This window comes from Acinetobacter sp. AS5, from assembly GCF_048957595.1.
Classification (GTDB): domain Bacteria; phylum Pseudomonadota; class Gammaproteobacteria; order Pseudomonadales; family Moraxellaceae; genus Acinetobacter.
Genome location: NZ_JARDAL010000003.1, coordinates 14,224 through 39,947, shown reverse-complemented (window position 1 = coordinate 39,947; position 25,724 = coordinate 14,224). Strand labels below are relative to the sequence as shown.

Sequence of the window (25,724 nt, the reverse complement as noted above, 5' to 3'; positions counted from 1 at the left end):
ACGAATTTTAGATTAACTTCTATTTTAATAATTTTAATAAAGCTTCTGCGGTTGCAGCAGAAGAGGCCGGATTTTGCCCGGTAATCAGTAAACCATCTTGCTGTACATGCACCTGCCAATCCTCAGCTTTGGAATATTTCCCACCTTTTTCTTTCAGCATGTCTTCAACTAAAAACGGAACGATGTCTGTCAAACCCACGCCGTCTTCTTCAGTGTTACTGAAACCGGTGACTGTTTTGCCTTCTACAATAGAACGGCCTTCGGAATCTTTCACATCACGCAGGACACCCGGAGCATGACAGACCAGCGCAACAGGTTTATCTGCCTGCAAGGTTTGCTCAATTAAAGAAATGGAATTCTGGTCTTTGGCCAGATCCCATAGCGGTCCATGACCACCCGGATAGAACACGGCATCAAAATCCTGATTTAAGACTTCACTCAACTTATGTGTATTGGCAAGAGCCTGCATGGCCACTTCATCTGCTTCAAAGCGTTTGGTGGTTTCGGTTTGCGCATCCGGCTCATTACTTTTTGGATCTAGTGGTGGCTGACCACCTGCGGGAGAAGCCAAAACTACCTCTACGCCTGCATCGACAAAGGTGTAATAGGGTGCAGCCAGTTCTTCCAGCCAGAAGCCGGTTTTTTTGCCAGTATCACCTAGCTGGTCATGTGAAGTCAGTACCATCAAGATTTTCATATTATTTTCCTGTATCTGGTTAAACATCGTGAATAATCGACTGTTAATTTAACAAGTCGCAGAGGTCAGGAGTGTTGTGATACGTTCATTTGCTGTATCGATACGTTGTTAATTCGGTTGATTTAACTTAAAGAGGTGACTCTAGATACAGCACAGTTGTATTTGATATTCATCTGCCCATTAACAGGTCTTGCTGAAGATCAGCCTGCTTGCGCAGGAAATCCCAGACCAGTTTTATTTTTGGTTCATGTTGCAGATCGACCAGTGTTAGCATCCAGAAAGTATGGGTAAAACTGACCTGATCGCCCAAAACCTCTTTGAGTTCGCTTTTATCATTGACCAGAAATTTCGGCAAAATGGCCAGTCCGGCTCCTGCACGAACCGCAATCTCCTGCGCCAGAATACTGTTACTGCGAAAACAGGCACTAACCTGCAAGGGAAGACGCTCTAGCGAATAGAGTGCAGTGCTATAGACCAGATCATCAATATAGTCAACAAAACGGTGCTGCTGGAGGTCTTCCAGTTTTTTAATTTCCGGATTTTGCTGTAAATAATGCTGGCTGCCATATAGCTTTAAACAGTAATTAGACAAACGAGTAATGATATAGGGGCCAGATTTGGGCCGGTCAATCGCGATCACAATATCGGCTTCTCGATGTGAAAGTTTGATCGCTTTCGGTACCGGAATCAGGTCAATTGTCAGCAAAGGATAATGCTGGGAAAATTCTGCCAAAAGACGGGCTAAAAATGCCGTACCAAAACCTTCTGGCGCACCAATCCGGACCCGACCTTGCAAAGGGTCGTGGCGCTTGTCAATCTGGATAAAGGACTGCTCCATCTGTTCCACACGCGGTACCAGTGCCAGACCTTCCGAGGTCAGTTCATAACCGGTGGCTTCGCGCTTAAACAGTTGAGTACCGAGGGTATTTTCCAGGGCCTGAATCCGCCGTGCCACGGTACTGTGTTCAACCCCAATCAAGCGTGCTGCATTGGTAAGCGTTTTAGCACGTGCCAAAACTAAAAAGAAACGTAAATGATCCCAATCCACTTTCATCTTCTATTTAACATCCTGTTAAATCCCTGTGCAAATTTGCACAATCATCGTGCATCATTTTCTATTGGTGGTCAAAGTGTTCTTTGTTAGTCTGCTGAAACAGCGTAAAAATTATACGTTAAATAAAAGCCAGTAAAGGCAGATACAACGACAATAACAAACCAGCACGGAGCGACCATGAACGCCATTTCTCATCCACAGCAAAGTACCGGATTCACCACCGCAAAACTTCTCATTAATGGTGAATTTGTCGAATCAAAAACCAGCCATTGGCAAGATATTGTTAATCCTGCCACTCAGGAAGTCTTGGGGCAGGTGCCATTTGCTACTACAGAAGAAGTCAATGCTGCGATTGCGGCTGCGCAAAATGCCTTTACCAGCTGGCGCCAAACCCCGATCCAGGCACGCATGCGCATCATGCTGAAGCTGCAGGATCTGATTCGTACGAATTTAAAAAGTATTGCCCAGGTCTTAACAGCAGAACAGGGGAAAACTCTGGCCGATGCCGAAGGTGATATTCAGCGCGGTCTGGAAGTGGTGGAGCATGCCTGTTCGATCGGTTCACTACAAATGGGTGAGTATATTGAAGGTGTGGCACGCGGTGTCGATACCTATACCTTGCAGCAACCATTGGGTGTCTGTGCAGGAATTACCCCGTTTAACTTTCCGGCGATGATTCCACTGTGGATGTTCCCGATGGCGATTGTCTGCGGCAATACCTTTGTATTAAAACCCTCAGAACAGGATCCGCTATCGACCATGATGCTGGTTGAGTTAGCGATTCAAGCCGGTGTACCGGCTGGCGTACTGAATGTAGTACATGGCGGCAAAGAAGTGGTCGATTTACTGTGTACCCATCGCGACATTAAAGCGATTTCTTTTGTTGGTTCAACCGCGGTCGGTACGCATGTCTATAACCTGGCAGGCCAGCACGGCAAGCGTGTGCAGTCTATGATGGGCGCTAAAAACCATGTCGTGGTAATGCCAGATGCGAATAAAGAACAGACCTTAAATGCGTTGGTCGGTGCAGCTTTTGGTGCAGCAGGTCAGCGTTGTATGGCACTTTCGGTGGCGGTGATGGTCGGTGAGACCAAGCACTGGGTCGATGAACTGGTCAATAAAACCAAAACCTTAAAGGTGAATGCCGGACATGAACCGAATACCGATGTGGGACCGGTGATTTCAACCCGTGCCAAAGCACGTGTGATCGATTTAATTAACAGTGGCGTTGAACAAGGCGCTGAACTGCTGCTGGATGGTCGTGATGTACAGGTTCCAGGCTATGAAAAAGGCAATTTTGTCGGGCCAACGATTTTTAATCAGGTTACGACCGATATGCGCATTTATAAAGAAGAAGTGTTTGGCCCGGTACTGGCGATCATGCATGTCGATACTTTAGAGCAGGCCATTGAGCTGATTAATGCCAATCCCTTTGGTAATGGCGTGGGACTGTTCACCCAGAATGGCAATACGGCACGTACCTTCCAGAACCAGATTGATATCGGTCAGGTGGGCATCAACATTCCAATTCCTGTCCCTGTGCCTTTCTTCAGTTTTACCGGTTCACGCGGTTCAAAACTGGGTGATCTAGGTCCTTATGGCAAACAGGCGGTGCAGTTCTATACCCAGACCAAAACCATTACCAGCCGCTGGTTTGAAGATGACCAGGAAACCACAGGTGTTAATACCACGATCAGTCTGCGTTAAGGAGCATCAGCATGAAGATTGCATTTATTGGTTTAGGCAATATGGGCGGCTCCATGGCGCAAAACTTGCTCAAGTCCGGTCATCAGGTTTTTGGTTATGATTTAAGTGCAGTGGCTTTACAGCATTTTGCAGAAGGGGGCGGTATCGTCTGCGACAGTCCACAAGCTGTCGCGAAGCAGGCGGAGATCGTGGTCAGCATGTTGCCCGCCGCCAAGCATGTGCGTGAAGTCTATTTAGGTGAACACGGTATTCTGGAGGTGCTTCAAGCGGGCAGCTTATGTATCGACAGCAGCACCATTGACCCGCAAACCATTCAGGAGGTTGCCGCAGCAGCGCAGGCCAAGCAGATTCGCGTCTGTGATGCACCGGTATCCGGCGGTACTTTAGGTGCCAAAGATGGCACTTTAACCTTTATGGTCGGTGCAGATGATGCCACCTTTGAGGCGGTCAAACCAGTTCTCGGCTGTATGGGTAAAAATCTGGTGCATTGTGGTGCGGTGGGAACAGGACAGGTAGCAAAAATCTGTAATAACCTGATTCTGGGCATTTCCATGACTGCGGTAGCAGAAGGGATGGCACTCGGAGCCAAACTGGGTATTGATCCGCAGGCGCTGGCTGGGGTAATCAACAGCTCCACTGGACGTTGCTGGAGTTCTGAAATTTATAATCCATGGCCCGATATTTGTGCCAATGCACCGTCATCGCGGGGTTATACCGACGGTTTTGCCGCACAATTGATGCTCAAAGATTTAGGTTTGGCGGTCGATGCAGCGCAACAGGTGGATCAGCCGGTTGTACTCGGCAGCATGGTACAAAAACTCTATCAACAGCTCTGTCAGGAAGGAGATGCCCATCTGGACTTCTCCAGCATCATGCATCAATACACCACGCCAAATGCTTAAAACTTAAAAGATTCAGATGGAGCAAGGATTCGCTTCAATAATTACACCTTGTCAGTAATAACGATAAATTCAGGCTGAGGTTTAACATGTTAGATTATCAAACAACGGTTCAAGACTTTGATTTAAATACGGTTGCAAGCCAGTATCTCTCCGGTTCCATGCAGGCAGTAAATGCCTGTTATGAATGCTGTGACCGTCATGCCGATTCCGATGCCATTGCCTTATACTGGCATGGTAAAGATGGCAGAAAAGAACAATATAGTTTTGCCGAACTCAAAAAATATTCCAGCCAGTTTGCCAACTTTTTAAAGTCTCAAGGCATTGGTAAAGGCGACCGCGTTTCCGGATTATTACCACGTACTCCCGAGTTGATCATTACTATTTTGGCAACCTGGCGGATTGGTGCTGTCTATCAACCCTTATTTACGGCCTTTGGTCCCAAAGCCATCGAGCATCGTATTCAGCTGGCGCAAAGCAAGCTGGTGGTGACTGATCTGGCGAATCGGGACAAATTATCCGAGATCAGCAACTGTCCACCGATTGTGACGGTACATGCCGAAACTGAGGCAGAGCGCTATCCGCACGACCTCAGCTTCTGGACGGTATTAAACCGTCAGGCTGAAGCTTGTGAGCTGGAAATCCTGAATGTCGATGATCCATTTTTATTGATGTTTACCTCCGGTACTACTGGACCAGCGAAACCTCTTAAAGTCCCTTTAAAAGCGCTGATTGCTTTTGCAAGCTATATGCAAAATGCGATTGGTCTAACTCCTGAAGATGCTTTCTGGAATATTGCGGATCCCGGCTGGGCCTACGGTTTGTACTACGGTATTACCGGTCCCTTAATGCTTGGACACTCGACCCTGTTTTATGAAGGCACTTTCAGTGCGGAAAGTGTCTGCGAAATTGTCAAGGAATATGGCATTACCAATCTGGCTGGTGCACCGACTGCTTATCGCATGATGATGGCGGCCGATCCTGCTCAAATGGCAAAACTACGCGGTAAGTTACGTGTTGTCAGCAGTGCGGGAGAACCGTTAAATCCGGAAGTGATCCGCTGGTTTAAAGAGGTGCTAGATGTGCCGATTTATGACCATTATGGCCAGACCGAAGTCGGGATGGTGGTGTGTAATCATCATGCTTTGGAACATCCGGTCCGTTCAGGTTCGGCAGGCTTTGCCAGCCCGGGTTACCGAATTGCCGTTGTCGATGAACAGGGGCATGAATTAGCAGCTGACGTCCCGGGAATCTTAGCGGTTGATATCAGCCAATCTCCGATGATGTGGTTCTCTGGCTATGAAGAAAGCCGTAAATCTCCCTTTGTCGACCACTACTATTTAACCGGAGATACCGCGGAAATTCATGCCGATGGCAGTATGAGTTTTGTGGGACGTAGTGATGATGTCATTACTACCTCGGGCTATCGGGTGGGGCCGTTTGATGTGGAAAGTGCCTTGCTGGAACACGATGCCGTGATTGAAGCGGCGGTGATTGGCGTACCGGATCCCGAGCGGACCGAAATCATTAAAGCCTTTGTGATTCTGGCTGGTCATTCTCCTGCAACTGCCGAGCTGCAGGAAGAGCTGGGTCAATTTGTGAAAAAGCGTTTATCTGCGCATGCCTATCCGCGTCTGATTGAATTTGTGACCGAATTGCCGAAAACCCCAAGCGGTAAAATTCAACGCTTTTTACTGCGCAATCAGGAAATCAACAAGCAGCAATCCAAAACTGCATAAGCTCATAAAGCCAACAGATTGAATAAGAAGATTAAATAAAGAGATTGAAGGAAGCATCGATGCAATTAACGGAAGAACAACACCTGATTCAGGATATGGCCAAAAGCTTCGCCCAGGAACAGATTAAACCCTTTGCCAGCGAGTGGGATCAAAAAGGCATCTTTCCCAAAGATGCCTTGGCCCAAATGGGAGAGCTGGGTTTTTTAGGCATGCTGATTCCGGAAGAATGGGGCGGCTCGGGCACAGGTACGCTGGCTTATGTTCTGGCCTTGGAAGAAGTCGCTGCGGCCGATGGTGCAACATCCGCGATTATGAGCGTACATAACTCGGTGGGTTGTGTGCCGATTTTCAAGTTCGGCACGGAACAGCAAAAGCAGCAATTTCTAAAGCCTTTGGCCCAAGGTGAAATGATTGGTGCCTTTGCCTTAACCGAACCACATACCGGATCGGATGCTGCCGCGATTAAAACCCGGGCGGTCAAGGATGGCGATCATTACATTCTGAATGGCGCCAAACAGTTTATTACCTCAGGGCACAATGCCGGGATGATTATTGTGTTTGCAGTGACTGATCCAGGCGCGGGCAAAAAAGGCATGAGTGCATTTTTAGTGCCGCGCGACACACCTGGCTATGAAGTGATTCGGGTGGAAGAAAAACTCGGCCTGCATGCTTCGGATACCTGTCAGATTGCCTTAACCGATGTCCGCATTCATGAAAGTTTAAGACTCGGTGCCGAAGGCGAAGGTTTAAAAATTGCCTTGGCCAATCTGGAAGGCGGGCGGATCGGTATTGCAGCACAAGCCGTTGGTTTGGCGCGTGCCGCTTTAGAAGAAGCAACGGCCTATGCGCATGATCGCGTGGCTTTTGGCAAACCGATTTTTGAACAGCAGGCGATTTCGTTCAGGCTGGCCAGTATGGCGACTGAAATTGAAGCAGCACGCCAACTGGTTCATTTTGCTGCACGTAAAAAGGAAGCTGGCGAAAGCTGTTTGACTGAAGCCTCCATGGCCAAACTATTTGCTTCGGAAATGGCCGAACGCGTGTGTTCCAAGGCGCTACAAATTTTTGGTGGCTATGGCTATCTGAAAGATTTTCCGATTGAACGCATCTATCGGGATGCGCGGATTTGTCAGATCTATGAAGGCACCAGCGATATTCAGCGTCTGGTGATTGCACGCAGTTTATAAGGAATTAAAAAGGATTTTTATCATGCAATGGCAAACCATTTTACTCGAACAACGTAACGGTGTTGGACTGATTACCTTAAACCGTCCTCAGGCGTTAAATGCACTGAATAACCAGCTGATTGTCGAGGTCAATCAGGCTCTTGATCAGCTGGAAAAAGACCCCGAAATTGGTTGTATCGTGATTACCGGTTCGGAAAAAGCTTTTGCTGCTGGTGCCGATATTAAAGAAATGGCAGATCTGAATTTTCCGCAAATTTATCTGGACGATTTTTTTAGTCTGGCCGACCGGATTGCGCAGCGCCGTAAACCTTTAATTGCCGCAGTGAGCGGCTATGCCTTGGGTGGTGGTTGCGAGCTGGCATTGATGTGCGACTTTATTTACTGCGCTGATAATGCAAAATTTGGTTTGCCTGAAGTTACCTTAGGCGTGTTGCCCGGCATTGGCGGGACCCAGCGTTTAACCTTGGCGATTGGTAAGGCCAAAGCCATGGAAATGTGCCTGACTGCACGGCAGATGGGGGCGCAGGAAGCGGAACAAAGTGGTTTGGTCGCTCGGGTTTTTGCCAAGGAAGAATTGCTGGAACAAACCCTGCAAGCTGCCGAGAAAATTGCTGAAAAGTCGCTTACTGCCGTGATGATGATTAAAGAATCAATTAATCGGGCCTTTGAAGTGAGCCTGGCTGAAGGCCTGCGCTTTGAACGCCGGGTATTCCATTCCATTTTTGCAGGTTCCGATCAAAAGGAAGGCATGCAGGCCTTTGTGGAAAAACGCCCAGCCAAATTTACCCATCAATAAGAAATTCATAATAGGAACAAAAAGAATGAGTGATGAAAATAATTTAGCGATTCGGGTCGCAGGGGGGCTGGGCATTATCAGCCTGGACCGCACCAGCCATTTAAATGCCTTAACCCTGGCGATGATTCAGGGCATTCAGGCGCAACTCGATCAGTGGCTGCATGAACCACAGGTACAAGCGGTTCTGATCAATTCCAACAGTCCCAAGGCGTTCTGTGCCGGAGGAGATATCCGCTATCTGTATGACAGCTATCAGGCCGGCAATACCCAATATCAGGATTTTTTTGCCACTGAATATAAGATGCTGAGCACCTTGCGTAATTTTCCAAAGGCCGTGATCGTGATGATGGATGGCTATGTACTGGGCGGAGGCTTTGGATTGGCTCAAGCCTGTCATATCAAAGTTACGAGTGAAAAATCACGTTTTGCCATGCCAGAAACTGCGATTGGTTTTTTCCCCGATGTCGGTGCTACCCATTTTCTGTCCCGACTGGATGAAGTCGGTGTCTATATGGCATTGACTGGTGAGCAAATCAGTAGCAGTGATGCGCTGTATCTGGATCTGGTGGATTATCATGTGCCGAGTGAGCGTTTTGCTGAATTAGAAGCAGCATTGATTGCAGCACCGGTATTAAACCCGATTGAGATTCAAAAGATCATTAGTTCCTATATTACGCATCCGGTAGAAAGCGAGCTGCAAAAACGTGCAGATCTGATTAATCAGCATTTTGGCTATCAACACCTGGAGGAGATTGAACAGAGCCTTGCTCATGCAAGTAGTGCAACTAATCAGGAATGGGCCAATAAAATGCTGACCATTTTGCAGCAGCGTCCGGTGATGGCAAAACAGACCAGCCTGAAGTTACAGCAAGCCGGACAGAATTTGTCGCTGGAAAAATGTATGCAGCTAGAACGGGACTTGCAGGATGTCTGGTTAGAGCAGGGCGATTTTATTGAAGGGGTTCGTGCGCTGATTATTGATAAGGACAAAAATCCACAATGGCGAACCGAAAATGCAAAATTTGAACAAACACTGGAAAAGCTCTGGCCAGCATGGACTCAGCAGCGTATCGAAAATATTACTTAAAGCTGATGGTAAAAGACCCTCTATAATTTAATTATAGAGGGTCTTTGTATCTGTCCCATACTTTCATCGACATGAATTCTATTTAGGGGGACGTTTTCTTTTTCTTGCCGCCACCGTCTTGTTTATTGACCGTCGACCAAGCGATACGTTCGGCTTCTTCTTCAGAATGCCCACGCGCTTTTTCGCTTTCTTCAATATGTTTGGCCTGCCGTTTCTGCTTATCGGTATAAGCTGATTTGTCACCTCTAGGCATCTTAATATCCTCATCAGGTTTGGCTGAAATTACTATAACAAGAGCTTATTTTTACAAGGGTAAGTATTTGTTGGAATCATTTTATAAAAACCTAATTTTTTAAAATATGAAAATCTAAAGATTAAATAGATGAAGATAACGGTCAGCTAGAACCGCTATCTTCTGTGCCAGATTAGCCGTTAATAATACTGCCGCCATTCACATGAATCACCTGACCTGAAATATAGCTGGCTTCTTCACTGGCCAGGAATAAATACGCCGGTGCTACTTCACTCGGCTGGCCCATACGACCCATTGGGGTGCTTTTACCAAAATCTTTGAGCTGTTCTTCATCAAAGCTGCTCGGAATCAATGGTGTCCAGATGGGACCTGGCGCGACCCCATTGACACGAATGCCGGTTTTATTTTTCAATAAATTGGTGGAAAGGCTTCGGGTAAATGTGGTGATGGCACCTTTCGTACTCGCATAGTCAATCAGCTGGTCATGACCATGATAACTGGTAATACTCGTCGTATTGATAATGCTATCACCTTCTTGCATATGCGGAATCACCGCCTGAGTCAGGTGGAACATCGATAGAATATTCACATTAAATGTTTTAAGTAATTGCTCGGGCGAGATATCGGTAATACTTTCTTGCGGGTATTGAACCCCGGCATTATTGACCAGAATATTAATCGTTTTAAATTCCTGAAGGGTCTTTTCCACCATTTTCTTGATTTCATCTTGATCTTGTAAATCACATTGAATCAGCAGACAACGGCGGCCTTCATCTTCCACCATTTTTTTGGTGTCCCGTGCATCCTGATCTTCATCCAAATAGCAAATGGCAATATCGGCACCTTCGCGAGCAAATAAGACCGATACAGAACGGCCAATTCCGCTATCACCACCAGTAATCAAGGCAACTTTGCCTTTTAATTTTTCACTGCCTTTATAATGCGGTTTAATAATTTCCGGTGCAGGGTCCATTTTGGTTTGCACACCCGGTTGATGGTCTTGTGTTTCAGTTGAAGCTGGGGTTTCAGGATAATGATTCATATCTTTTCCAATTCCAATGATTGTGGCCATATAAGAAAAAATATATTAGAAGCTTTTAGGCAAAATGAGGCTGGACTCAACATTTCATAACAGAATGTATTCGAGATTTATCAATTATTCGTTGAAACGGATCAGGTTGAGCAACCAGAACAGAAAAAGCTGATGAAACAGCTTCTGGCTACACTTTGATAGCTGAGGTGGTCTTGAAAGGTGAAATTTGATTAGGAAAGGTGAGGTATCAACGGAGATTTAAAATCTAGACATACATAGGCCTTTTTTACTGGGCTTGTATATAAAATAAATGGAGAGTTTTTTAACTCTCCATTTATTTATTCATTCTGATGTGTTTAAAAAATTTCTATAGAAATAAATTAAAGATTATCACTTAAATTAATTCTGGCCTGTGCTGCCTTTTCCTTTTTGGCTGAGGCTTTACCCCAGTTAAACTTTTGTGCACAGATGCCTAAGCCCACAATAAATAATGCAAGCACACTGGTATAAACCACTTCTTTAAAATAGGTTCCTTCAATAATCATGGTAATTAAAGCGCCGACAATAAAGATAATGACCAGATAAGTGAGCCATGGGAATAACCACATCTTGAATGGAATATTTTGTCCTTCAGCTTCCAGTTTTTTACGTAACTTAAGCTGAGAAATGGCAATAGCAAGATAGACATATAAAGATACGGTACCAGTCGCTAACATCAAGACATCATAAATATTCATACTTTCGGTGGCAGTCAGATAAATCGCCACGAAAGAAAACAGGCTTGAAAAGATGACACCTACCCATGGGCTGTTATTGCGGTTGGTTAAACCGAAACTCTTTGGTGCATCTCCACGTTTCGAGAGGGAATAGACCATGCGTGAACAGGTATAAAGTGCGGAGTTAAAGCAGCTACATACCGAGGTGAGCACGACAAAATTAACAATATGGCGTGCTTCTGGAATACCGAGTGCAGTAAGCGCTACGCTATACGTACCCCAGGTCGGATCTTTCAATAAAGGATTATTGTGTGGAATCAGGCAAACCGTAATCAACATTGAACCGACATAGAATAAAATGATACGCCATACAATTGAATTAGCGGCCTTACGAATTTCCTTGGCTGGATCTTTGGTTTCAGCTGCTGCTACGGTGACAATCTCTGCTCCCATATAAGCAAACATTACACCCAGTAAGGCAGTGATCACCGATGAAAAGCCATTGGGCATAAAGCCTTGAGCGGTTAGATGAGTTGTACCACCGAGCATAGAGGCATCGCCCCAAGGCCACAGGTGCATCACAGCCAAGCTGCCAAATACCAGGAACAGTACAATGGCAATGACTTTGATCAGGGCAAACCAGAACTCGAATTCACCAAAATTTTTTACGTCACGGAGGTTAATCCAGACCAGTGCTACAGTGACCAGAAGCATATAGCCCCAGATCGGGATAAATGGAAACCAGCTATTTAGGATTTTCCCGGCGACAAAGGCTTCCCAGCCCATGAGCAACGTCCAGAAAGACCAGTATAACCAGCCGATAGAAAATCCGGCCCAGCGCCCGATTCCACGATCCGCATAGGTTGAAAATGAACCACTGTCGGGATTCAGTACCGCCATTTCTCCCAGCATACGCATGATGAGTAAAACTAATAGTCCACCTAGAGTATAGGCAATGAGTGCAGCCGGTCCTGCAGAATAGATGACATTACCGGAGCCGACAAAGAGTGCTCCACCAATGACACCCGCAATTGAAATCATGGTGAGATGGCGTGATTTAAGTCCGTTTTTTAAGCCGTTTGATGATTCGGAATTGGAGAAATGTTGATGTTCTGCCATATAATTTCCCTTAATATCAATAGCGTAGCGGCAATAAAATTCCTTATTTGGCTTACGCTAGCTTATCCTTTGAAACTGTAACCGAATTCATCAGTGCTTGACCAATATTAAGTTAATCTTAATAAAATGAATCCTTGTAGCCCTATAGACAGGATCACACTTTGATTAAAGTACGGTTACATGCTGTTCATGTATGCGGTTAATTTCTCTTTTTTGTTGTAAAGTGACGAGAGCCATTTTTGAGCAATTCAAAGGAGCCAATTGGCTTAAGAGATAAAAAATATAAGCAGGCAATATTTACAGAAAAATAAAGCCTACCTAAAATATCAGGCTAAAAGCAGGTTTACGTTCCCTTTAAAAATAAATTAAAAGCTTTTTGATTTTAAAAATATAATTGTATTGATCCCTGAGTTTTTACTAAGTTAAAGTGCGGATCCCATGCTCGCGCAAGCACTTTAACAATATCCCGAAAGCCACCAGAATTTCCTGTTCACTCACACAGGCAAAGCCCAGTAATAATCCTTTCTGCCGGGTGGAATAATGTTTGGTATAGTATTGCGATAAGGCTCTGACCTTGATTCCTAGTTCAAGCGCTTTGGATGCAATCAAGACATCATCACTGCTGCTGGGCAATTTTAAAATCAGATGCAAACCGGCGGCGGTATTGTATTCATGCAGAAAATCTTCACCTAAATGTCGGCGAATCAGGTCAATTAAAAAAGCGTGGCGTTTGCCATACAATAAACGCATCCGTCGGATATGCGCTTCATAATGTCCTTCACGGATAAATTCAGCCAGTGTTTGCTGATCGATTAAGTGACCACCACGATAAAGTTCCGAAGCTACAATTCGCAATGAAGAAAAGAGCTGTTTTGGTACCACTAAATAGCCAATACGCAGGGCCGGATAAATCGTCTTACTGAACGTCCCCATATAAATCACTGGAGAATCCGGCTCCAAACCTTGTAAAGAAGGATAAGGCTGGCCCGAGAACCTGAACTCGCTGTCATAGTCATCTTCAACAATCCAGCTATTATGCTGGCGTGCGAGTGCAATTAACTGTTTGCGCCGTTCTAAACTTAAGTGTGAACCTAAAGGATATTGATGCGACGGCGTCACAAAAATCAGCTTAGGCGGTTTTTTGGGATGTAGATCGGGGATAATCCCTTCCTGATCGACCGGTAAGGAACGTAGATTGACGCCATTAATTCGTAAAATATTACGCGCGCCCCAATAGGCCGGATCTTCGATCCAGACCTCATCGCCTATGTCGCTTAAAGTACGCGAGACCAAATCAATCGCCTGATGGGTGCCTTCGGTAATAATGATCTGATCAGCATCGCACTGCACTGAACGGGCAATTTTCAGATATTCTGCCAGCTCCTGACGCAGTTCCAGAGAGCCACCGGCATTGCTGTAAATCAGGTTATTAACTTGAGGTTCACGGCTCAAACGCGTCTGGATTTTGCTGAAAATATGATGCGGAAATTCGGTCACATCGGGTGCGCCCGGTACAAAGGCTCCCCATTGATAAGGCGAGGCTGCGGAATAGCCGAGCAAGTAGGAACCGCGTTGCGACAGATTGTAATTTTGCTGCGCTTTTTTTTCCGAAACCGCAGCAGAGCTTTGTTCTGCCTTCACCAAAAAGGATTCGGGTAATTTCTCTACCACCCAGGTACCTTGGCCGGTACGGGCATCAACATAGCCCTGTGCCTGTAACTGTTCATAGGCATTTAAAACCGTATTACGTGATACCTGAATTTCTTTGGCCAGATCACGCGATGCAGGCAAGCGGGTTTTGGGAGCCAATACGCTATCAATAATCGCGTTACGCAAGCAGCGGAACAGGCGCATCTGTAATGTTCCTGTGACATCTTGCTGCAATCGCTGCAGTAAATAATCTCCAAGCAAGCTACGCAATTGGCTCTCTCCTACAAATTTGAAATGGCTCTCGTGAGAGCGGTATTGCTAGGTGCAAAATAGTCTGATCAGGCAGTCATTGTAAAGTGTCTTGTATGCGTTTTGATCATGTACCTGCGGCTTGAATGCGAGCATACAGGCGGGCAGGCAATATACACAGATACCGATTAAAACTAAAGCGGAAAATCTAGACACTGATTTTGTTTGGAGCTCGCTGAACTAAGACCTGAATCAAGCAATGATTGCCATAACAGCCGAATAGAGATGTGTTGCAGCCGCCAGGACATACGACTGCATATAACAAAAGGATCATAGAATGAACATGATGATGAAAGGATTGACCTACACCGAGCAAGGTACAACGGCCTGGAACAATTATCTTAAGCAACTGGATAAAGTAGCGCCTTATCTGGGTGAACTGAGTGAAAGACTGGATATGCTGCGACGCCCAAAGCGCAGTTTGATTGTCGATGTCCCGGTCATTATGGATGATGGTACGGTTCAGCATTTTGAAGGCTATCGTGTTCAGCACAATTTAACCCGCGGTCCGGGCAAAGGCGGTGTGCGTTTTCATCCAGATGTCAATTTGGATGAGGTGATGGCTCTGTCAGCCTGGATGACAATCAAATGTGCTGCTCTAAATTTACCTTTTGGTGGAGCCAAAGGCGGTGTGCGAGTCGATCCGAGCCAGCTTTCCAAACGCGAACTGGAACGCTTGACCCGACGTTATACGGCAGAAATCAATTTAATTATTGGACCGTAAAAAGATATTCCTGCACCAGATGTTGGAACCAATCCGCAAATCATGGCCTGGATGATGGACACCTTTTCCATGAATGCAGGTTCTACGATTACTGGTGTAGTGACCGGAAAGCCGGTTCATTTAGGGGGATCTTTGGGCCGCAGTAAAGCCACAGGCCGTGGTGTGTTTATTAGCGGTCGTGAAGTTGCTCAGCAAATTGGTCTAGATTTAAAAAATGCCCGGGTCTGTGTACAGGGCTTTGGTAATGTCGGTAGTGAAGCTGCGCTGCTTTTCCAGGAAAATGGCAGCAAAGTGATCTGTGTTCAGGACCATTCTGCCACCCTGTATCAGGAACAGGGGATTGATATTAAAAAACTGCTTGAATACTCAAATACCCATCATAAAATTCAGGGATTTTCTGCCAGCGATGAAATTTCTGCATCAGCTTTCTGGACCATTCCTGCCGAAGTCTTTATTCCGGCAGCGTTGGAAGGTGTGATTAATACTCAGGTCGCGCAAAATATTCAGACCAAAATGATTCTGGAAGGTGCCAATGGTCCCACTTTGACTGAAGCGGATGAAATTCTGAGTGAGCGTCATATTACCGTGGTGCCAGACGTGATCTGTAATGCAGGTGGCGTGACGGTCAGCTATTTTGAATGGGTTCAGGATTTGGCCAGTTATTTCTGGACCGAGGAAGAGATTAATCAGCGTATGGATGCCAGCATGAAAAATGCGGTACAGGATGTATGGCAAAAATCAGTCCAGGCCGGATGTTCTTTGCGTACAGCCGCTTATATTCTGGCCTGTGAGCGGATTTTAATGGCGCGTCAGGAACGCGGCATCTATCCGGGTTAAGCGAAGTTTTTGCAACATGGATTAATTGATTAAACCGACTGGATTTAATCCATGATGACCTATCCTAAATTTTTGCAATGGATTTTTAAATTGGCTTCTTTATTTAAAAAGGAGCCAATTTTTATTAAAAATATAAATAACTGTTTATAAATAAAATAATTTTATATTTTGACTATTTTACTCGTTTTAAATAGACCAATTGGCTCCTTCCATCTGCTGCAAAGTGGCTCTCGTCTCATACGTATAAAAGCGCAAAATGAACCATATCAGCCAGTCTTTGGCAAATTTCTATCCCAAGATCCGGATAGCAAAATTTACAACGTATGAATCAAGAATGAGGATACAAAATGGACAGTAAACACTCAGCACTGAATGCACGTAAACAGCAGGCAACACCACGTGGTGTTGGGGTCATGTGTCAATGGTACGCGGAAAAAGCAGAAAACTCGACCATTTGGGATGCAGAAGGCAATCAATATATCGACTTTGCAGGCGGGATCGCCGTACTGAATACTGGCCATCGTCACCCTAAAATTATTGCTGCGGTCACTGAACAATTAACCAAATTTACCCATACGGCTTATCAGGTTGTACCATACGAGAGCTACGTTGCTCTGGCAGAACGTATCAATGCACGCGCTCCCATCCAAGGTGCTGCAAAAACCTCATTCTTTTCGACTGGTGCTGAAGCTGTCGAAAATGCAGTTAAAATTGCCCGTGCCCATACTGGCCGTCATGGCATTGTGACTTTTGGTAATGGTTTTCATGGCCGTTCATTCATGACGATGGCCATGACCGGTAAAACTGCACCTTATAAACGCGACTTTGGGGTGATGCCTGGTGGTGTTTTCCATGCCCGTTATCCGGTGGAATCCAAAGGCATTAGTGTTGATGATGCAATGCAAAGCATCGAAGATATTTTCGCAGAAGATATTGCTGCGCATGACGTAGCAGCAATTGTGCTTGAGCCTGTACAAGGTGAAGGCGGTTTTAATGTGGTGCCAGCAGAATTCCTGAAACGCTTGCGTGTGCTATGCGATCAAAACGGCATTTTACTGATTGCTGATGAAGTACAGTCTGGTTTTGCGCGTACAGGTAAACTGTTTGCGATGGATTATTATGAGACCAAGCCAGATCTGATTACGATGGCAAAGAGTCTGGGCGGCGGTTTCCCGATTTCAGGCGTTGTGGGTCGTGCTGAAGTGATGGATGCACCAAATCCGGGTGGATTGGGCGGTACTTATGCCGGTAACCCGGTTGCTGTTGCGGCTGCCCATGCGGTACTGGATATCATTGAAGAAGAAGGTCTTTGTGAAAGAGCGAATGGTCTAGGCGCAGAACTGGTTGATGTTTTACATGAACTGAAAATGTCTTCTAGCATGGTCAAAGATATTCGTGCACTGGGCTCAATGGTGGCGGTTGAGCTGGAAACTGCGGAACAGGCAAAAGCTGTACAAAACCATGCCATGCAAAATGGTCTGTTAATCCTGACCTGCGGTCGTTATGGTAATGTAATCCGTTTCCTATACCCGCTCACGATTCCGGCAGAACAGTTCCGTGCGGGATTGGCTATCTTGAAACAAGGGTTTGCAATGTCTGTTGCAGCCTAATGAAAGAGTAATGATCATGCTTCAAGCGCAATATAGAGATTTATTACAGCATCCTGATATCAGCTTCGATCAGCCTGCCACGGATGAATATATTGAAGTCAAAGATGCAGCAACCCAAGCCACTTTGGCCTGGGTGAAATCCCATGACCGGACATCTGTAGAACAGCTGATTGCTCGTTCTCAGCAAGCACAGAAAACATGGAAAGCCAAGACAGCACTTGAACGTGCGGATGTGCTTTGGGCCTGGTTCAATCTGATGCAGGAACATAAAGAGTCCCTGGCTCAGATCCTGACTGCTGAACAGGGCAAGCCACTGGCTGAGGCACGGGGTGAAATCGGTTATGCTGCTTCCTTTATCCGCTGGTTTGCTGAGCAGGCACGCCGTATTGATGGTGACGTGTTGACTCCAACGCTTGCCCATCAACGGTTATTGGTCATTAAGCAGGCGATTGGGGTGACAGCGGCCATTACACCGTGGAATTTTCCGGCGGCGATGATTACCCGTAAAGCCGCGCCAGCTCTGGCTGCTGGCTGTTCTATGCTGGTTAAACCGGCTGAACAAACGCCTTTAACCGCCTATGCGCTTGAAGTTTTGGCCTTGCGCGCAGGTTTGCCACAAGATGTATTGCTGCATGTCAGTGGTGATGCGGTTGCAGTGGGTCAGGTCTTATGTGAAAGCGAAACCGTGAAAAAGTTAAGCTTTACCGGCTCAACTCAAGTCGGTCGTATCCTGATGCAGCAATGTGCGCCGACCATCAAAAAACTGTCCTTAGAACTTGGTGGCAATGCGCCAGTTCTGGTCTTTGATGATGCCAATCTCGAACAGGCGGTACAGGGCATCATGGCCAGTAAATTCCGTAATAGTGGACAGACTTGTGTTTGCGCGAACCGGATTTATGTACAAGATGGCATTTATGATGCGCTGGTAGAAAAACTGGTGGCTGCCGTTGCCAAACTAAAAGTCGGTGATGGCCGTGATGAAGCTTCTACCCAAGGTCCATTAATTGATGAGGCTGCGATCGAAAAAGTGCAGTCACATATTGCCGACGCAGTGAGCAAAGGTGCACAGGTGAAAACCGGTGGACAGCGCTCAAATCTGGGCGGTACATTCTTCGAGCCAACGCTTCTGACTGAAGTTACTCAGCAGATGCGTGTGGCAAAAGAAGAAACTTTTGGACCGTTGGCGCCGTTATTCCGTTTCAAGACTGAAGAAGAAGCAATTCAGATGGCGAACGATACAGAATTCGGTCTGGCTACCTATGTATTTACCCAAAGTACAGCACGTCAGTGGCGTGTAGGTGAAGCCTTAGAATACGGTATGGTGGGAATCAATACCGGAGCTATCTCTAATGAGGTTGCGCCATTTGGTGGAGTCAAGCAATCAGGGTTAGGCCGTGAAGGGTCTAAATTCGGTATGGATGAATACCTTGAAATGAAATATCTCTGTGTTGATATTTCTTCATAATGATGTTTAAAAAGTAAACTTATTCATTAAAAAACTGATGAGAAAATATCAGCCTCCAGTGAATCCCGTGTTTAATTTAAACCGGGATTCCTGCGATGGAGCAAGGACTCAATAAACAGATTGGAGGAGGGCATATTTTCAGTTGTTAAGTCATTCTTCTTCTCTAAAATTCCCCTAAATATCAATTAAAGCATCAGATTATCATCAGGATTTAACCCTGATTTCTAACTTTAAACCAAAAGCATCCAGTAATTTCTGCATAGACTTGAGTGTTGGATTGCCTTCAGGTTGTTCCATTTTCTGTAGAGTCTGGGGAGCAATCTTGGTAATTTTAGCCATATCGTTGAGTGTGAGGTGCAACTCGGTACGAATGAAGCGAGCAACCTGATGAAAAGGCCAGTCAGGATTGTTACTGACGGTTTCAAGTACAGACAATCTCTTTTGCATCTGTTGAATCGGAGTCAGTGGCTTGAAGCGTTTATCCATAATTCAGCTCCTCCAATTGTTGGCAAATATTATCAATTCGATACTGGCTATTTTCCAGAATTTCAGGTGCCAATTGCAGATACTGCATGTGCTCGAGTAATCCCTGATAAAGTGGTAATTGTTCGATTAAAACCGCTTTGATTTCTTTTGGATCAATCATCGTGCTTTCGGCGATCTGTTCAATGACTGAATGCCAAATTGGCATACCACCATGATCATCTCGCTCCCAACGCGTAGTTCGGGCAATACCATCTGGATGTAGCCACATCGGCGCAAAATCAAATAATGGGGTTAGTCGAATGATTCCATTATTGAAACGTTGAATCGCTGTATTACGGGTATGATTGTCCTTATTGCCTAAAGCGACATTGGCAAGATCACGCTTCAAATATTCAAAGATTTCCTGTTTTGGTTCAGTACAGCATTGCATCAACAGGCTACAGATCTGGTTATGGGTCATTCTTACCCCAAAACCGGCTTTTCCTCCCAGAGAAGCAATACTTTCCTGGGCAATTCTTTCAACCTTCCCATCGCTGACTTTACGGTCAAATCGGGGAATAAATAAAGTCTTACCATGCAGCTCCAGTTCCTGATGAACACGAAGTCCCAGGTATTGGGCAATTTTCATATATAAGGCTTCGTGCATCAAAATTTTATCTAGATTCTGATCACTGCCACGACTGAATTTCACCAGCCAATGCTGTTTGACCTGATCATCTGTCAGCGTGTGATCCAGATAGAACAGGTCATCGTGACCTTGGGTCAGCAGTAATTTTGGCCACTCGCCCTGAATACCAGAAGAACCGGCAATAAAAAGTCCATAAGAGGCCAAGGATTCAATAAATTTTTCTTGACGTTCTACGACTTGGTCCAGACTAAAGCCATGATTCTGCTGAACAGGGAACTGCCCCTGTAGCCATTCATAAGCCTCTTTAATCCGTAAATTACCAATCGGATTGCCTGCACCCGCTTTTAAAAGCGCCCAGTCTGCTTGTTCCTGAGTATTTTCAGAAAAATTAAGCTGACGGAGTAATTCTTTACGACCATAACCTTGAGGTAACAAATCCATCAGGAAGGCCGGCCAGGTAGATTGCAAGGTATTTTGCACATTTACTGGTAAATGATAGGCTAGCGCATGCCCATCGCTTAGGTTCATATAAGAAATAGCATATTCAAATAGATATGATGTGCGCGTGGCTGCTTGCCATCCAGTTTGTTGTTGACCGACAATCTCAACAATAGCGCAATCCAGCCATTCATCTTCCTGATAAATCTGCAGTGTGCAATATTGATCCATAATTTTATTAAAATAGTAAAGTAAAGTGATTTTATTTATTATATATCTATTTTAATAAAAAACTAATTTTATCTTCTTAAAGTTCTTTATCGTTCTAAAAGGCCTTATCTTCACCAGAATACAAGGCTTATGAGGCTATATAACAAGATGTATCCTCATAGAAATCAATATATAACCCAATTCATCCAAAAATAAGTTTGGCTAAAGACCTACATCGACATATAGCTTATAAATTTAATAATCCTGTAATTTTTTAAATATCTGGGGATATCTAGCCCTTACTACCTATAACTGCTTTTCTTTTGAATAAAATTTTAAGCAGCAAATAAAGGACTAAATCCCCGTTTGCGTAGTAATTTTCGGTACATGCTTGAACTCCGATCTGCCGGAAAATGCGCTTCTAAAGATAAATCCAGAGGTAAATATTCAGGTTTCTGATTTTCTACAATCACACGATCTTCCTCGAAAATTTTCATATTGAATGCATAGGCATCTTCAACCGGTAAATCTTTATCATAATTGCGGCAAATAGGCGCAAAAAGTCGTGTTGAACGTGCAGTCATCGGTGAAGCCGCATTCATGATGACCTGCTTGGCATCATTCGGAAAATGAATCGTAAGGGTTGCAGTAAAGGGTAGGCTCACTTCAAAATGACGTAACCATTTAAAATCTTCCTGGCCACGCTGCTCTGTTCCGATCGGATAACGTCCCACACTACTGATATAATCTGCATTAAAACCAACATCCGTTTCTGTCGTACTGTAATCAGGAACTTCTACATCCTCCGGATCACCAAAAGTATCGGGATGCACCCAGGCAAAATGTGCCACATCAATAAAACCTTCGAGCTGTCTTCCTGCAAAACATTGAATGTCTATCTGAGGGCAGACCAGTTGCTGATACTCAGCATCATCCCAAAAAGGCATATTAGGAATATGAGGTTCTGCATCTTTTGTAGCGCTTAATGAACACCAGATCAGACCATACTTTTCTACCGCAGCATAAGTTTTCAAATGGAAACGTTCCGATATTTTATGCTGAGGATGTGCAGGAATACGGTTGCATTTACCTTCATTGCCAAAGCGTAAACCGTGATAACGACACACCACGCCTTGGCCGTCATTTTTTCCCAAGCTTAAAGGTACACCGCGATGCGGACATGCATCTTTCGCCACCACCAGTTCATCGTTCATTTTATAAATCACCAGCGGCATATCAAGCAGTATGCTACTTGTTGGCTGATCTGTAATATCACGCGCAAGTGCAATCGGATACCAGTACTGAGCCAAAAGATGCCAGTCATGTTCCTCGAATGTCATATGGACTGGTAAGTCGGGACTAAAAGCGGCGATATTTGTATTCATAATGGGTTCTGTGTCATGACCTTTAGCTGGACTATAAAACAGCAATGTGTTCTATGAAATTTCAATTAACAGGACATAGGATTGCGTAAATCAGAACACTGACCAGCGATTAAAAACAAAATAAGCATCTTTCCAGGTTTTTTATGTTCAACCACGCAAATATTGAGATGGGATATTTCTAAGCTTAAATCTCGCTGAAAATATTTTTTAAAAAGCGTGCTCTCAATTTCAATGCTCTACTTTGGCGCATAAATTGCTTATCACGCGTATAGACCATTGATCATTTACTCAGAATCCACAAGGAATTGATGTGACGACTAGCTACTTACGCGGACAAGAACTTATCGAGAGCATTCGCAGTGCACCTTATTCGCGTGACCTGATTGGTTATCATGGCGAACTACCAAAAGTGCAATGGCCAAACGGCGCGCGTGTCGCGGTACAGTTTGTGCTGAATTATGAAGAAGGTGGTGAAAACCACATTGAACATGGTGATACAGGATCAGAACAGTTTTTATCTGAAATTATTGGTGCTGCCAGCTTTCCAGACAAACATATGTCGATGGATTCGATGTACGAATATGGTTCACGTGCTGGCTTCTGGCGGATTCATCAGGAGTTCCAGAAACGTGGTTTGCCGATGACTATCTTTGGGGTCGGCATGGCATTGGTACGTAATCCTTATGTGGTAGAGGCGATTAAAGCAGCCGATTATGATGTCGTTTCACATGGTCAGCGCTGGCTACATTATCAGGACATGCCGATTGAAATGGAACGCCAATATATGGATCAGGCGGTCAGCGTTCTGGAAAGCCTGTTTGGTGAAGCACCGATCGGCTGGTATACCGGTCGGGACAGTCCGAATACCCGTCAACTTCTGGCTGATTTTCCTCAAATCAAATATGACGCTGATTACTATGGGGATGACTTGCCATTTTGGAGCACCTTGACCAATCAGGTGGGGGAAACACGTCCACATTTGATTATTCCTTATAGCCTGGATAGCAATGACATGAAATTCAGTTCACCTGGCGGTTTTAATAGTGGGGAACAGTTTTATCAATATCTCAAAGATGCTTTTGATGTGCTCTATGCCGAAGGTGAAACTGCGCCAAAAATGCTGTCGATTGGCATGCACTGCCGTATTTTAGGACGGCCGGGACGTTTTAAAGCCCTGCAAAAGTTTCTGGACTACATTCAAAATCATGACAAAGTGTGGATTTGCCGCCGTGGGGATATTGCCGAGCACTGGTATCAACATCATGCGCCATAATCATAAAATATATTGGAAAAGATCAGTTTAATGCTCTTTTTTGAGTCATGTACTTTATAAAAATAACAAACACATCAGCTTTGGCACTGTTATTGCAAAACCAGTTTTAAATAACCAAGCAATATAAACAGGCGATTGAATAGTGCAACTTGTTGAATTTAATCAAGCATCAGCAGAAGATGCGATGATCTTTTTAAAGCACTGTGTGCAAATACCCAGCTGGTCTAGCGAGCTTGCCGCAAAGCGTCCTTATGGATCGCTTGAGGAGGTTTTGAATGCAGCGAAACAACAAGCAGCGACCTGGAACTGGGATGAGATTAAAGCTGCGCTGGATAATCATCCCCGTATAGGTGAAAAACAGGCACAGGCTGAATTGAGTGAAATAGAAAAAGACTTTTCCCATCGTGAGCAATCCGGCATTACAGCAGATGACGATACCCAGCTCGCTCTACTTAAAGGCAATCTAGCCTATGAGAAAAAATATGGGTTTATCTTTCTGATCAAAGCCGCTGGATTGAGCAGTGAAGACGTCCTTCAAGCCCTGAACTATCGTTTGCTGAATGATCCAGAGATTGAGAAACGTATTGTCCATCATCAACTGGCAGAAATTGCCTTGTCACGACTGGCTCAGGAGCTTCATGCATGATTAGCACGCATATTTTAGATACACATCTGGGAAAACCTGCGACAGACGTGGTCATTCGACTTTTTGCTGAAGACGGTCGCCTGATTAGGGAAGCAAAAACCAATGCAGACGGCCGCGTCAGTGATTTCGGCATGACCGAGTTTAAAGCGGGTGCCTATAGTCTTGAGTTCTTTACATCTGCCTATTTTGAAAATTCGGGTTTAGAAACTTTTTTTCCTAAAGCAGTTATTCATTTTTATGTGAAAGATGCGTCCCAGCATTTTCATATTCCTTTACTGATCAGCCCATTCGCGTACTCCACATATCGCGGAAGCTGATTTTATATTTAGACTTTGAGGGTGAGAAAAATGACAGAACAAAGTAAAACAATATCACCTGAACATGAATATTTAGGTGCGGGGAAAAGTGCAGCTTATGGTTTGCAACACGTACTGACCATGTATGGTGGAATTATTGCACCACCTTTAATCGTGGGAACAGCAGCCGGCCTAGAAGCTTATCAAATTGGATTATTGATTGCGGCGGCGCTATTTGTCGGTGGTTTAGCCACAATTTTGCAAACCGTTGGGGTGAAATATATCGGTGCAAAACTACCTTTGGTGCAAGGGGTTTCTTTTGCCGGTGTCGCAACGATGGTGGCGATTGTGACTACAGGCGGTGGTTTGCAAGCCGTCTACGGTGCAGTCATTGTCGCATCATTGATCGGTTTTTTCCTCGCACCTTATTTTTCCAAAATTATCCGTTTCTTTCCACCTGTGGTAACCGGTTGCGTCATTACTATCATTGGTTTGTCCTTATTACCGGTGGCAGTCCGCTGGATGATGGGCGGCAATCCCAAGGCACCAGAATGGGGAAGTGTCGAAAATATTGGTCTGGCACTGATGACATTGGCTTTAGTCGTCTGCCTGAATTTGAGCCAACATGCTGCTATTCGTCGCTTGTCTATTTTACTGGCAATTGTTTTAGGTTCAGTACTGGCTTATTTATTCGGTTTTGGTGATTTCTTTAAAGTTGCGACTGGTAGCTGGATCCAGGTACCTAGCTTCTTCGCCTTTGGACTACCGACTTTTGAGTTAACCGCCATTATTTCCATGCTCATTGTTACGCTAGTCATTATGACTGAAACCACAGCAGATATCATTGCAGTGGGTGAGATTGTAGGTACCAAAGTGGATGCGGATCGTATCTCGAATGGCTTGCGTGCCGATATGTTATCGAGTGCGATGGCGCCTGTTTTTGGGTCATTCATGCAAAGTGCTTTTGCGCAAAATGTCGGCTTGGTGGCGATTACCGGAATTAAAAGCCGCTTTGTGGTCGCAGCTGGGGGCATGATTTTAGTCGTGTTGGGTTTACTGCCAATTATGGGACGTTTGATTGCTGCCATTCCTGTACCGGTATTAGGTGGTGCAGGTCTGGTACTTTTTGGAACAGTCGCTGCAAGCGGGATTCGTACCTTGGCTAAAATTGATTATAACGAGCAAAAAAATCTTATCATTGTTGCGACGGCTATTGCAGCCGGCATGATTCCCATTATTGATCATTCCTTTTATGCCAACTTTCCAAAATGGGTGCAAACCTTGTTTCATTCGGGGATTAGCTCAACCTGCTTAATGGCCATTTTACTCAACCTGTTGTTCAATCATCTGAACTTATTTAAAAATAAAAGTACAGCAACTACAGAAATTGTGGCAAAGCTTCCACATTAGAAAATTTAAACCAGAATGAAAACAGTCCAGGAAAATGGGCTGTTTTTTTTATCAAAAATTAAAAATGTTG

General features: G+C 44.9%; 21 protein-coding genes and 1 pseudogene. 13 read left to right on the top strand and 9 right to left on the bottom strand.

The window, feature by feature from the left end; translation table 11 throughout:
* Nucleotides 1-19 precede the first annotated feature (19 nt).
* Both PV763_RS02110 and PV763_RS02105 read right to left on the bottom strand, forming a co-directional pair.
* Nucleotides 20-697 (bottom strand): type 1 glutamine amidotransferase domain-containing protein, encoded by a 678-nt coding sequence (locus PV763_RS02110; RefSeq protein WP_420937288.1) that lies wholly within the window; start codon nucleotides 695-697, stop codon nucleotides 20-22.
* Between the two features lie 169 nt (nucleotides 698-866).
* On the bottom strand, nucleotides 867-1,751 hold the full coding sequence (locus PV763_RS02105; protein WP_420937287.1) for a LysR family transcriptional regulator: 885 nt from the start codon (nucleotides 1,749-1,751) through the stop codon (nucleotides 867-869).
* A gap of 177 nt (nucleotides 1,752-1,928) precedes the next feature.
* Here PV763_RS02105 and PV763_RS02100 point away from each other — a divergent pair, with 177 nt between their 5' ends.
* From PV763_RS02100 to PV763_RS02075, 6 genes are all read left to right on the top strand, one after another.
* A complete protein-coding gene (locus PV763_RS02100) occupies nucleotides 1,929-3,458 on the top strand; it encodes a CoA-acylating methylmalonate-semialdehyde dehydrogenase (RefSeq protein WP_005106965.1) in 1,530 nt (509 codons plus the stop codon).
* Between the two features lie 11 nt (nucleotides 3,459-3,469).
* Complete coding sequence (mmsB, locus tag PV763_RS02095) at nucleotides 3,470-4,360, top strand: 3-hydroxyisobutyrate dehydrogenase (protein ID WP_086044838.1); 891 nt, start codon at nucleotides 3,470-3,472, stop codon at nucleotides 4,358-4,360.
* Between the two features lie 86 nt (nucleotides 4,361-4,446).
* On the top strand, nucleotides 4,447-6,096 hold the full coding sequence (locus PV763_RS02090) for an AMP-binding protein (RefSeq protein WP_420937286.1): 1,650 nt from the start codon (nucleotides 4,447-4,449) through the stop codon (nucleotides 6,094-6,096).
* A 59-nt stretch (nucleotides 6,097-6,155) separates the two neighbouring features.
* Nucleotides 6,156-7,283, top strand: a complete 1,128-nt coding sequence (locus PV763_RS02085) for an acyl-CoA dehydrogenase family protein (RefSeq protein ID WP_253145652.1) — start codon at nucleotides 6,156-6,158, stop codon at nucleotides 7,281-7,283.
* A 22-nt stretch (nucleotides 7,284-7,305) separates the two neighbouring features.
* Complete coding sequence (locus PV763_RS02080; protein WP_004280280.1) at nucleotides 7,306-8,079, top strand: enoyl-CoA hydratase; 774 nt, start codon at nucleotides 7,306-7,308, stop codon at nucleotides 8,077-8,079.
* A gap of 25 nt (nucleotides 8,080-8,104) precedes the next feature.
* Nucleotides 8,105-9,166 (top strand): enoyl-CoA hydratase/isomerase family protein, encoded by a 1,062-nt coding sequence (locus tag PV763_RS02075; RefSeq protein ID WP_005262951.1) that lies wholly within the window; start codon nucleotides 8,105-8,107, stop codon nucleotides 9,164-9,166.
* A gap of 82 nt (nucleotides 9,167-9,248) precedes the next feature.
* On the opposite strand, the gene PV763_RS02070 is transcribed toward PV763_RS02075, so the two are convergent.
* The 4 genes from PV763_RS02070 to PV763_RS02055 all read right to left on the bottom strand — a co-directional run bounded on the left by PV763_RS02070 (nucleotide 9,249) and on the right by PV763_RS02055 (nucleotide 14,207).
* Entirely contained in the window at nucleotides 9,249-9,419 is a 171-nt protein-coding gene (locus tag PV763_RS02070) for a hypothetical protein (protein WP_180077894.1), read from the bottom strand.
* 172 nt (nucleotides 9,420-9,591) lie between these two features.
* Nucleotides 9,592-10,461: an SDR family oxidoreductase gene (locus PV763_RS02065; protein WP_004280275.1), complete on the bottom strand. Its 870-nt coding sequence runs from the start codon at nucleotides 10,459-10,461 to the stop codon at nucleotides 9,592-9,594.
* A 371-nt stretch (nucleotides 10,462-10,832) separates the two neighbouring features.
* Nucleotides 10,833-12,287: an amino acid permease gene (locus tag PV763_RS02060; protein WP_253145647.1), complete on the bottom strand. Its 1,455-nt coding sequence runs from the start codon at nucleotides 12,285-12,287 to the stop codon at nucleotides 10,833-10,835.
* A gap of 417 nt (nucleotides 12,288-12,704) precedes the next feature.
* Nucleotides 12,705-14,207 (bottom strand): PLP-dependent aminotransferase family protein, encoded by a 1,503-nt coding sequence (locus PV763_RS02055; protein ID WP_114541714.1) that lies wholly within the window; start codon nucleotides 14,205-14,207, stop codon nucleotides 12,705-12,707.
* 328 nt (nucleotides 14,208-14,535) lie between these two features.
* On the opposite strand from PV763_RS02055, the pseudogene PV763_RS02050 reads away from it, so the two are divergent.
* From PV763_RS02050 to PV763_RS02040, 3 genes and pseudogenes are all read left to right on the top strand, one after another.
* Nucleotides 14,536-15,807, top strand: a pseudogene (locus PV763_RS02050) (Glu/Leu/Phe/Val family dehydrogenase).
* A 347-nt stretch (nucleotides 15,808-16,154) separates the two neighbouring features.
* Nucleotides 16,155-17,417: a 4-aminobutyrate--2-oxoglutarate transaminase gene (gabT, locus tag PV763_RS02045; RefSeq protein WP_420937285.1), complete on the top strand. Its 1,263-nt coding sequence runs from the start codon at nucleotides 16,155-16,157 to the stop codon at nucleotides 17,415-17,417.
* A 16-nt stretch (nucleotides 17,418-17,433) separates the two neighbouring features.
* Complete coding sequence (locus tag PV763_RS02040; RefSeq protein ID WP_180087051.1) at nucleotides 17,434-18,882, top strand: NAD-dependent succinate-semialdehyde dehydrogenase; 1,449 nt, start codon at nucleotides 17,434-17,436, stop codon at nucleotides 18,880-18,882.
* A gap of 204 nt (nucleotides 18,883-19,086) precedes the next feature.
* Here the strand turns inward: PV763_RS02040 and PV763_RS02035 are convergent, their stop codons facing one another.
* The 3 genes from PV763_RS02035 to PV763_RS02025 form a co-directional block, all read right to left on the bottom strand.
* A complete protein-coding gene (locus PV763_RS02035) occupies nucleotides 19,087-19,368 on the bottom strand; it encodes a helix-turn-helix domain-containing protein (RefSeq protein ID WP_004280265.1) in 282 nt (93 codons plus the stop codon).
* Entirely contained in the window at nucleotides 19,361-20,665 is a 1,305-nt protein-coding gene (locus tag PV763_RS02030) for a type II toxin-antitoxin system HipA family toxin (RefSeq protein ID WP_005246381.1), read from the bottom strand. Before PV763_RS02030 ends, PV763_RS02035 begins: the two co-directional genes overlap by 8 nt.
* Nucleotides 20,666-20,979: 314 nt before the next feature.
* Entirely contained in the window at nucleotides 20,980-22,029 is a 1,050-nt protein-coding gene (locus PV763_RS02025; protein ID WP_420937284.1) for a Rieske 2Fe-2S domain-containing protein, read from the bottom strand.
* Between the two features lie 310 nt (nucleotides 22,030-22,339).
* Here PV763_RS02025 and puuE point away from each other — a divergent pair, with 310 nt between their 5' ends.
* The 4 genes from puuE to PV763_RS02005 all read left to right on the top strand — a co-directional run bounded on the left by puuE (nucleotide 22,340) and on the right by PV763_RS02005 (nucleotide 25,654).
* Nucleotides 22,340-23,302, top strand: a complete 963-nt coding sequence (gene puuE, locus PV763_RS02020; RefSeq protein ID WP_420937283.1) for an allantoinase PuuE — start codon at nucleotides 22,340-22,342, stop codon at nucleotides 23,300-23,302.
* A gap of 142 nt (nucleotides 23,303-23,444) precedes the next feature.
* Complete coding sequence (gene uraD / locus PV763_RS02015) at nucleotides 23,445-23,948, top strand: 2-oxo-4-hydroxy-4-carboxy-5-ureidoimidazoline decarboxylase (RefSeq protein ID WP_409654072.1); 504 nt, start codon at nucleotides 23,445-23,447, stop codon at nucleotides 23,946-23,948.
* Nucleotides 23,945-24,265 carry a hydroxyisourate hydrolase gene (gene uraH / locus PV763_RS02010; protein ID WP_004646924.1) on the top strand — a complete coding sequence of 107 codons (321 nt, stop codon included), beginning with the start codon at nucleotides 23,945-23,947 and terminating at the stop codon, nucleotides 24,263-24,265. Before uraD ends, uraH begins: the two co-directional genes overlap by 4 nt.
* Before the next feature lie 30 nt (nucleotides 24,266-24,295).
* Entirely contained in the window at nucleotides 24,296-25,654 is a 1,359-nt protein-coding gene (locus tag PV763_RS02005) for a nucleobase:cation symporter-2 family protein (RefSeq protein WP_420937282.1), read from the top strand.
* The last annotated feature ends 70 nt before the right edge of the window (nucleotides 25,655-25,724 follow it).